7 protein-coding genes, 1 tRNA gene and 2 pseudogenes are annotated in these 8,122 nt (G+C 54.6%); 8 read left to right on the top strand and 2 right to left on the bottom strand.

Translation table 11 applies throughout. From position 1 onward, the window contains the following. Positions 1 to 156: 156 nt before the first annotated feature. Positions 157 to 233, bottom strand: a tRNA-Arg gene (locus ACTHYN_RS04525). A gap of 101 nt (positions 234 to 334) precedes the next feature. After that, positions 335 to 874, bottom strand: a complete 540-nt coding sequence (locus ACTHYN_RS04530) for a YaeQ family protein (protein WP_441811311.1) — start codon at positions 872 to 874, stop codon at positions 335 to 337. Between the two features lie 75 nt (positions 875 to 949). Between ACTHYN_RS04530 and ACTHYN_RS04535 the strand changes: the two genes are divergently transcribed. The 8 genes and pseudogenes from ACTHYN_RS04535 to ACTHYN_RS04570 all read left to right on the top strand — a co-directional run. Continuing rightward, entirely contained in the window at positions 950 to 1,315 is a 366-nt protein-coding gene (locus ACTHYN_RS04535; protein WP_441811312.1) for a CidA/LrgA family protein, read from the top strand. Then, on the top strand, positions 1,308 to 2,030 hold the full coding sequence (locus ACTHYN_RS04540; RefSeq protein ID WP_441811313.1) for an LrgB family protein: 723 nt from the start codon (positions 1,308 to 1,310) through the stop codon (positions 2,028 to 2,030). The genes ACTHYN_RS04535 and ACTHYN_RS04540 overlap by 8 nt, the downstream gene beginning before the upstream one ends. Before the next feature lie 343 nt (positions 2,031 to 2,373). Next, positions 2,374 to 3,771, top strand: a pseudogene (locus ACTHYN_RS04545) (ABC transporter substrate-binding protein). Positions 3,772 to 3,855: 84 nt separating this feature from the next. Further along, on the top strand, positions 3,856 to 4,905 hold the full coding sequence (locus tag ACTHYN_RS04550) for an ABC transporter permease (RefSeq protein ID WP_441811314.1): 1,050 nt from the start codon (positions 3,856 to 3,858) through the stop codon (positions 4,903 to 4,905). Further along, positions 4,902 to 5,834 (top strand): ABC transporter permease, encoded by a 933-nt coding sequence (locus ACTHYN_RS04555; protein ID WP_441811315.1) that lies wholly within the window; start codon positions 4,902 to 4,904, stop codon positions 5,832 to 5,834. Before ACTHYN_RS04550 ends, ACTHYN_RS04555 begins: the two co-directional genes overlap by 4 nt. 6 nt (positions 5,835 to 5,840) lie before the next feature. Next, positions 5,841 to 6,851 carry an ABC transporter ATP-binding protein gene (locus ACTHYN_RS04560; protein ID WP_441811316.1) on the top strand — a complete coding sequence of 337 codons (1,011 nt, stop codon included), beginning with the start codon at positions 5,841 to 5,843 and terminating at the stop codon, positions 6,849 to 6,851. After that, positions 6,848 to 7,858, top strand: coding sequence for an ABC transporter ATP-binding protein (locus ACTHYN_RS04565; protein ID WP_441811317.1), 1,011 nt, complete (start codon positions 6,848 to 6,850; stop codon positions 7,856 to 7,858). The genes ACTHYN_RS04560 and ACTHYN_RS04565 overlap by 4 nt, the downstream gene beginning before the upstream one ends. A gap of 96 nt (positions 7,859 to 7,954) precedes the next feature. Then, positions 7,955 to 8,068, top strand: a pseudogene (locus tag ACTHYN_RS04570) (LysR family transcriptional regulator); the annotation flags it as partial. Between the last annotated feature and the right edge of the window lie 54 nt (positions 8,069 to 8,122).

The following is an 8,122-nucleotide window of genomic DNA, read 5'->3' on the forward strand; positions in this document are numbered from 1 at the left end:
GAGGCCTCTTCACAGCCTGTTGCATCTCAATGAAGGTGAGGCGGATAGTCCGCCTTTAAGATACTCCGCGGTGTCCCCGATATGTCACCTGGCGTGACCAGGAACGAAAACCGCCACGCGGCATTACCCGTAAGTGGCGGTTTTTGTTGAATAATATGGCGCGCCCGACAGGATTCGAACCTGTGACCACCGCCTTCGGAGGGCGGTACTCTATCCAGCTGAGCTACGGGCGCATTCGAACGTTAACGGCTTCGCGTCAATTTCGAGTGCGCAATCTTACGTGTGCAGGCGCACTCTGTCCAGCCCTTGGCTGGTTGATAACGGCCGCTTGCTATTATGGAAAAAGCGGCGCGGGTGTGATGTTCACCAGCGCATCGTCATTGCTGAACGACACTTCGCCATCCTGGATGGATATCTGAAAGTTCATGCTCCTTTCTACCAGCTCAGCGAGGGCTTCGGTGGATTCCGTTGGCAGTTCAATAATCGTCAGATTGCTGAAGCGGCTCAGCTTGTTTTTGTGCTTTTCCAGCCATACAGGCACGGCACGGGCTCCGTAGGCGTACAGGATAACCTGGCGGGCGCGGTTGCAGGCTTTGCGCAGGCGGCTCTCGTCGGGTAGGCCCAGCTCAATCCATAGTTCAATTTCGTCACTCAGGCTTTTTTGCCAAAGCTCGGGCTCGTCTTCTGTGCTCAGGCCTTTGGTAAACTCCAGCCCTTCGCGGGCATTCAGTGCAAAAGCCAGCAGCCGAATCATCATGCGCTCGTCGTTTTCTGAGGGGTGCTGGGCTATCGTGAGTTGATGGTCTGCATAATAGTGCCTGTCCATATCAGCAATATTGAGCGTGGCTTTAAAAATGGTTGCTTTGAGCGCCATAGCGGTCCTGCATTGGTATCGATATATTGGTTTGCGTTAGTGTAAAGCAATTCTTTGGGTAATGAGCAAAACAGCATGTCGATGTTGCGCGGTTTTTTGATCCTGGTTTTGTTTTTCCTGTTTGGCGAGGCACTACGACTGATATTTTTGATACCGGTCAGCGGCGGCGTGTTGGGTATGATATTGATGACCTTTACACTGATGTTGCGGGGTAGCGTGAGCGATGATTTGGCGTTAGCCAGCCAGGCGCTGATTTCGGTGCTGGTTTTGTTGATCATGCCAGGTGTGGTGGGTGTGTTTTTCATGGCCTCACAGTTTTCCGGGCAATGGTTGGCGGTATCGGCGGCCTTGTTGCTGGGTACGTTTCTGAGTGTTCTGACCACCATGTTATTGATGAAAGGCATGGCGCGGCTGTCTGGGCGGGAGCGTGCCGATGACTGAAATTTCCGGGCGTTTTCTCTCTCTGGCTGATGCCTTGTCTGTTGGGCCAATGTTTGCGATTGGGCTCACGCTGACTGCTTTTTTTGCCGGCAACTGGCTATTTGCGCGCATGGGCCGGCCTTTGTGGCTGCCTCCTGTGGTGCTTTCCGCCGTGATGCTGGCGGCGGCAATTGCCATTCTCTCGATCGACTATGTGAACTATCAGGAAGGGGCCCTCTGGATAACCGTATTACTGGGTCCTGCCACGGTCGCCCTGGGCATTCCGCTGTATCAGCAGGTTCACCACATACGCGCCATGTGGCTTCCGATTGTTGTCACGCTGCCATTGGCGGCCACGCTGGCAGGGGTTTATGCCGTAGTGATTGCCTGGGCCATGGGCGCGACACCGGAGGTGCTTGCGTCGTTGGCTCCCAAGTCTGTCACCGCACCCATTGCCATCGGCATCACCAGGCAACTGGGCGGCTCAGTGCCATTATTGATGGGCGGGCTGCTGGTAACCGGTGTGGTCGCGACGTTATTTGTAGACTTGCTGGCAAAGTGGGTATCAGTAAAAGACGAGCGCATTCTTGGATTTGCGCTTGGCCTGAATGGTCACGCGATCGGAACGGCCAGGGCGTTTGAGATCAGCCATACTGCGGGTGCTTTTGCGTCTCTGGGCATGGGGTTAACCGGTGTTTTTACCGCACTCATCCTGCCTCTGGTTTTTCGCCTTTAAAGGCCGGTGGCAGCAGGCTGCTTTGGTCGTCATTCAGTTCACGAATAGCCGTAAGTTGTAATTTCGATTGCCGTAAGTAGTTTCCGCGACTAATTTCTATTACAGACGTCCGGGACGCCTGTGTCTTGGTGTGCATAAAAATGCCGTAAAAATTCGTAAAACAACGACGGAAAACCCAATGAAAAAACTACTTGCAGCTATAGTCGGGACCATGGCGCTGGTCTCGGCCCCCTTGGCATTGTCTGTCGAGGCGACGAAAGAACTGAAGATGGCGTACGACGCCGATCCGGTTACCCTCGATATTCACGAGCAGCTCTCTGGTGGCATTCTGCAGTTGTCTCATATGGCGTTTGATCCACTGGTTCGGTGGACGAAAGATCTTGGTTTTGAGGCCCGTCTCGCAGAAAGCTGGGAGCGTGTTGATGATAAAACCATGCGTTTCAAACTTCGCGAAGGGGTGAAGTTCCACTCCGGCAACGAGCTTACCGCTGAGGATGTGAAGTTTACCTACGATCGCCTGAAAGAAAGCCAGGACTTCAAGGCTATCTTCAAGCCGTTCAACGGCATTAATGTTGTTGACGACTACACCTTCGAGCTGACAACCAGCGAGCCATTTCCGCTACTGCTCAACACTGCTACCTATATTTTCCCGCTGGACAGCCAGTTCTATTCCGGCGAGACGGAAGATGGCAAGCCCAAGGATGCCATTTTGAAGCACGGCAGCTCGTTTGCTTCCGACAACCTTTCCGGCACTGGCCCCTACACGGTCAAGTCACGCCAGCAGGGCGTGCGCATGGAATTTGAGCGCTTTGCGGATTACTGGGATGAAGACTCCCCGGGTAACGTAAAGAAAATTGTGCTGACCCCGATCAAGGAAAACAATACTCGCGTGTCTGCACTGTTATCCGGTGGTGTCGATTTTATCGCCCCGGTGCCGCCTACAGATCTGGATCGCATAAAGCGTGATAAGGATTCTAGCCTGGTAACCATGAGCGGCACTCGTATCATCCTGTTCCACATGAACCAGGAGCGGGTTGAGGCGTTCAAAAACCCGAAGGTACGCCAGGCCGTGGCCTACGCCATTAACCAGGAAGGCATCGCCGCGAAGATCATGAAAGGCTTTGCCACCCCGGCAGCCCAGCTTTCTCCGGCTGGCTACCAGGGTCACAACGAGTCGCTCAAACCGCGCTACGATGTTAAAAAGGCCTAGCAGTTGATGAAAGAAGCGGGTTATGAAGATGGCTTTACCATCACCATGATGGCGCCAAACAACCGCTACGTGAACGATGACAAAATCGCCCAGGCTGCGGCGGCCATGTTGTCCCGCATCAACATTACAGTGGATCTTAAAACCCTGCCAAAAGCCCAGTACTGGCCTGAGTTTGATAATCGCTCGGGCGATATGATGCTGATTGGTTGGCACGCAGATACCGAGGACTCTGCCAACTTCTATGAGTTTTTAACCTTCTGCACAGAAGCAGGCAGTGGTGCGGGCCAGTACAACGCTGGCAACTTCTGCAACCCGGAAATCGACGCTCTGGTTGCAAAAGCCAGCGTTGAAACCGATGTTGAAAAGCGCACCTCTATGCTGCAGGAAGTGGAGCAGCGCCTTTACGACGAGGCTGCGTTTGTGCCCCTGCATTGGCAGGATCTGGCTTGGGCGAGCAAGAAAAACGTGAAGATCGAGCCGGTTCTGAACGTAATGAACTTCCCTTATTTGGGTGATTTGGTCGTAGAGTAAAGAGGGTGTCTGCTATCCCCTCTCTCCAACCTCTCTCCCGCAAGGGGAGAGAGGCGTTCATTACTCCTCATCGGTAAATTCTTCATGTTAGCGTTTTTGGTTCAACGGATATCCCAGGCCTTACTGGTTATGTTCGTGATCAGTGTGATCGCGTTTGCTATCCAGGATGGTCTGGGGGATCCGCTTCAAGAAATGGTCGGTATGTCTGTCTCCCAGGAGGAGCGGGAAGCCCTGCGCGAAGAGCTGGGGCTGAACGATGCCATGGTGGTGCAGTATCTGCGGTTTGCGGGCAACGCCATCCAGGGGGATTTAGGCAATTCGTATTTTTATGACAAACCTACTCTGGAGGTGATCTCCGAGCATCTGCCTGCCACTCTGGAGTTGGTCATTGGCGCCAGTCTCATGATCATGCTCTTATCTGTGCCCATCGGGGTTTATGCGGCCATACGACCGCGAGCCTTGCTGGCAAAGTTTTTTATGGGCGTGAGCACCGTTGGCATATCCATTCCGGTGTTCCTTACGGCTATTGTTCTAATACAGATATATTCCATCGGTGTAACCGTGGCCTGGTTTCCGGTGGACACCGGCTGGGGGCAATGGCTGAACGGCGCCCTGAGCACCGAGGGTGGTCTGCCGTCTTACGGCCGCGGTAATGAACTCACCCACCTGTTCGGCTCCTGGTATTCCGGCTTTTTCTCGAAGGACGGCCTGTTGCACCTGGTGCTGCCGTGCGTGTCTCTGGCTTCTATCATGTTGCCGCTGTTTATTCGCCTTATTCGTGCGGAAATGATGGAGGTATTGCAAAGTGACTATATTCGCTACGGCCGGGCCAAGGGCCTGAGTGCGGTTCGGATCAACTTTCTTCATGCCCTCAAGAACACCATGCTTCCGGTTATTACCGTAGGTGGCGTGCAGATCGGCATTATGGTGGCCTACACAATTCTCACGGAGACGGTATTTCAGTGGCCCGGCGTAGGGCTGATGTTTCTGGAAGCCATCACCCGCAGCGACATTCCACTGATTGTTGCCTATTTAATGGTGGTGGGCCTGATTTTCGTGATCACCAACACCCTGGTGGATTTGGTATACGGACTGGTGAATCCCACGGTTAAACTGACAGGTAAGAAAGCATGACAACAGCGACTCTTTCACGCTGGGATCGTTTTCGCGAGTCCTTTCTCTGGTATAGCTTCAAACGCGACAAAGTAGCGATTGTGAGCTTTCTTGTGCTGCTTTTGATGGTCCTTGCAGCCATATTTGCGCCCATGCTGGCGCCCACTGATCCCTACGATCTCACGCAGATCAACATCATGAACTCGGAAATGCCGCCGGTGGGGATGGGCGGCGCAGATGCTGCCTTTCCGCTGGGTACCGACGCCCAGGGCCGGGATATGCTTTCCACCATTTTGTACGGCACCCGCGTGTCCCTGCTGATTGGCTTTGGTGCCGTGGTTTTGCAGGCTGCACTGGGTATCCTGTTCGGGCTGCTGGCCGGTTACCTGGGTGGTCGGGTGGATTCCATCCTCATGCGCATCGCCGATGTTCAGTTGTCGTTCTCCACCCTGATGGTCGCTATCATAGTGGGTGCGGTGTTCAAGGCCAGTTTTGGCAACCTGATGTTCGGTGAGATTGCCATCTACATGTTGATTTTCATCATTGGCGTAGCCGAATGGCCGCAAATCGCTCGCACCGTGCGCGCCTCTGTGCTGGCGGAGAAAAAGAAAGAATATGTGGATGCGGCCAAGGTGATGGGCTTTCGCACCAACCGAATCATGTTCCGCCACATTTTGCCCAATACCCTTTCGCCGATTTTTGTTATCGCTACAGTGCAAATCGCCAACGCGATTATCTCTGAGGCGGCGCTGTCGTTCCTGGGCCTTGGCATGCCCGAAACCCAGCCGTCTCTGGGTTCGCTGATCAAATCCGGCTTTGACTACATTCAGAGCGGTTCCTGGTGGATTACTCTGCTTCCCGGCCTGGTGCTGGTTGTACTCGTGCTGGTCATCAACCTGTTGGGTGACTGGCTGCGGGATGTCATGAACCCACGGCTGTATAAGGGCTAAAGAACCATGAAAAGCAACACGCCACTGCTGGAAGTAAAAGACCTGGATGTCCGGTTTGCCGTGCGAGGCGGCGATTTGACAGCCCTGCGCGGTATCAGCTTTAGCCTGGATAAGGGGGAGCGGTTAGGTCTGGTGGGGGAGTCTGGTGCCGGTAAATCGGTTGCGGCTTTTTCCATTCTGAACCTGGTTGCCCGTCCCGGTTACATCGCCGGTGGGCAGATTCTGTTTGAAGGCCGGGACCTGGCGGCTATGAGCGAGCGAGAGCTGCGTAAAATCCGTGGTAACCGCATTGCCATGATTTTTCAGGACCCGATGATGACCCTGAATCCGGTGCTGAGCATTGGCACCCAGATGGTTGAGTCCATTAAGGCCCATCGCCGGATCAGCACAAAGGCAGCGCGGGATATTGCACTGGGGAAACTGCAAAAGGTGCAGATTCCCTCGCCGGAAAAGCGGCTTGATCAGTACCCCCACGAGCTGTCAGGGGGCATGCGCCAGCGGGTTATTATCGCCATTGCGCTGTTGCTGGACCCGGAGATTATTGTGGCAGATGAGCCCACCACTGCGCTGGATGTGACTATTCAGGCCGAGATCATGGCGCTCCTGCTGGAATTGTGCGAGCAGGAAAACGTAGCGCTGATGCTGATCACCCACGACCTGGGCGTTGTCTCCCAGGTAACCCAGCGCATGCTGGTAATGTATTCCGGTCGCATAATCGAGCAGGGCCCAACCCGGGAGATCATTAACGATCCCCAGCACCCTTACACCCAGGGTCTGATCAATGCGTTGCCGCAGATGGGGGAGCCGGGTGCAAGGTTGTTCCAGATTCCCGGTTCCATGCCGTCGTTAAATAAGGTGCCTACGGGTTGCCCATTTCACCCTCGGTGCAAGTTTGCGACTGACCAATGCCGGCAAACCATGCCCCAATACGTACGTTCCGGAAACGTGGATGTAGCGTGTTACGAGGTCAGTAACCTGATAGAGCAGGAGAAGCGCATGCAGGAGGCCGAATCATGACCTCCCCATTAGTAGATATTCGCGGGCTGGAAAAACGGTTCGATTTGTCTGGCAATCTGCTGGAGCAAATCACCTTCAAAAATGGCCGTCTCCAGCGCAAGCAGGAAGCGGTTCACGCCATTAACGGTGTGGATCTGCAGGTTCACAAAGGCGAAGCACTTTGTGTGGTGGGTGAATCCGGCTGCGGAAAATCCACCATTGCCCGCACCGTAATGGGCTTGCTGTCACCCAGCGGTGGAGAAGTACATTACAGCGGCCAGCGCATCGATAATCTCAAAGGACGGGATGTGCTGCCGTATCGTCGCAAAATGCAGATGATTTTCCAGAATCCCTATGCGTCCCTGAACCCGCGCATGACCATTCAGAAAACTCTGGAAGAGCCGATTCACTTTCACCATCCGGAGTTGGCCCGCAATGAGGTGCGAGGCAAGGTTCAGGAGGTGATGGCGTCGGTGGGCATAGACCCGGATTGGGGGAGCCGGTTTGGCCACGAATTCTCCGGTGGTCAGCGCCAGCGCATTGCCATTGCCCGGGCTTTGGCCGTAGACCCTGAGTTTATTGTGGCAGACGAGCCGATTTCTGCGCTGGATGTGTCCATTCAGGCCCAGGTACTGAACCTGCTGATGGACGCCCAGGAAACCCGCAACCTGACTTATCTGTTCATCACCCACGATCTGGCCGTGGTGGAGCACTTCGGTACCCGGGTGGCGGTGATGTATCTTGGGCGGGTGTGTGAGCTGGCGGACACCAAAACCTTGTTTGCCGAGCCGCGCCACCCGTATACCCAGGCGTTGCTATCGGCAATTCCCAAGCTTGAAGACGACAGGCCCAATTATATTCGGCTGCAAGGGGAGGTGCCCACGCCGGTTAACCTGCCATCTGGCTGCGTATTCCATGGCCGCTGCCCTTATGCAAACGAGCGTTGTTACCAGGAAATTCCCCAGCTGATCGCGACCGATGGCGGCGCCCAGGTTGCCTGCCATGCGGTGGAGGAAGGGCGATTGTAAGAAAGCGGCTGCGATAAGTTATGATGCGTGCACTGAATAGCCCATGAAACGCCGCTACTCTTTAACCCTACTCTTTGCTTATTGGCCGGGGAGCCCATGGAAATACGCTGGATGGAAGATTTCATGGCGCTTGCTCGCACGCGCCATTTTTCTCGTGCGGCTGAGCTTCAGCACGTAAGCCAGCCTACGTTCAGTCGCCGCATCAAGCTGTGAGGTGGACCCAATCAGTTAGACAACCTGATGGTGTCCCTAAGCTATGATCCG

The sequence above is a fragment of the Marinobacter sp. genome, from assembly GCF_052091845.1.
Classification (GTDB): Bacteria; Pseudomonadota; Gammaproteobacteria; order Pseudomonadales; family Oleiphilaceae; genus Marinobacter.

Coding starts and splice junctions, on each gene's coding strand:
- ACTHYN_RS04560 (WP_441811316.1), top strand. CDS start 5,841: ATGAAAAGCAACACGCCACTGCTGGAAGTAAAAGACCTGGATGTCCGG.
- ACTHYN_RS04535 (WP_441811312.1), top strand. CDS start 950: ATGTCGATGTTGCGCGGTTTTTTGATCCTGGTTTTGTTTTTCCTGTTT.
- ACTHYN_RS04530 (WP_441811311.1), bottom strand. CDS start 874: ATGGCGCTCAAAGCAACCATTTTTAAAGCCACGCTCAATATTGCTGAT.
- ACTHYN_RS04540 (WP_441811313.1), top strand. CDS start 1,308: ATGACTGAAATTTCCGGGCGTTTTCTCTCTCTGGCTGATGCCTTGTCT.
- ACTHYN_RS04550 (WP_441811314.1), top strand. CDS start 3,856: ATGTTAGCGTTTTTGGTTCAACGGATATCCCAGGCCTTACTGGTTATG.
- ACTHYN_RS04555 (WP_441811315.1), top strand. CDS start 4,902: ATGACAACAGCGACTCTTTCACGCTGGGATCGTTTTCGCGAGTCCTTT.
- ACTHYN_RS04565 (WP_441811317.1), top strand. CDS start 6,848: ATGACCTCCCCATTAGTAGATATTCGCGGGCTGGAAAAACGGTTCGAT.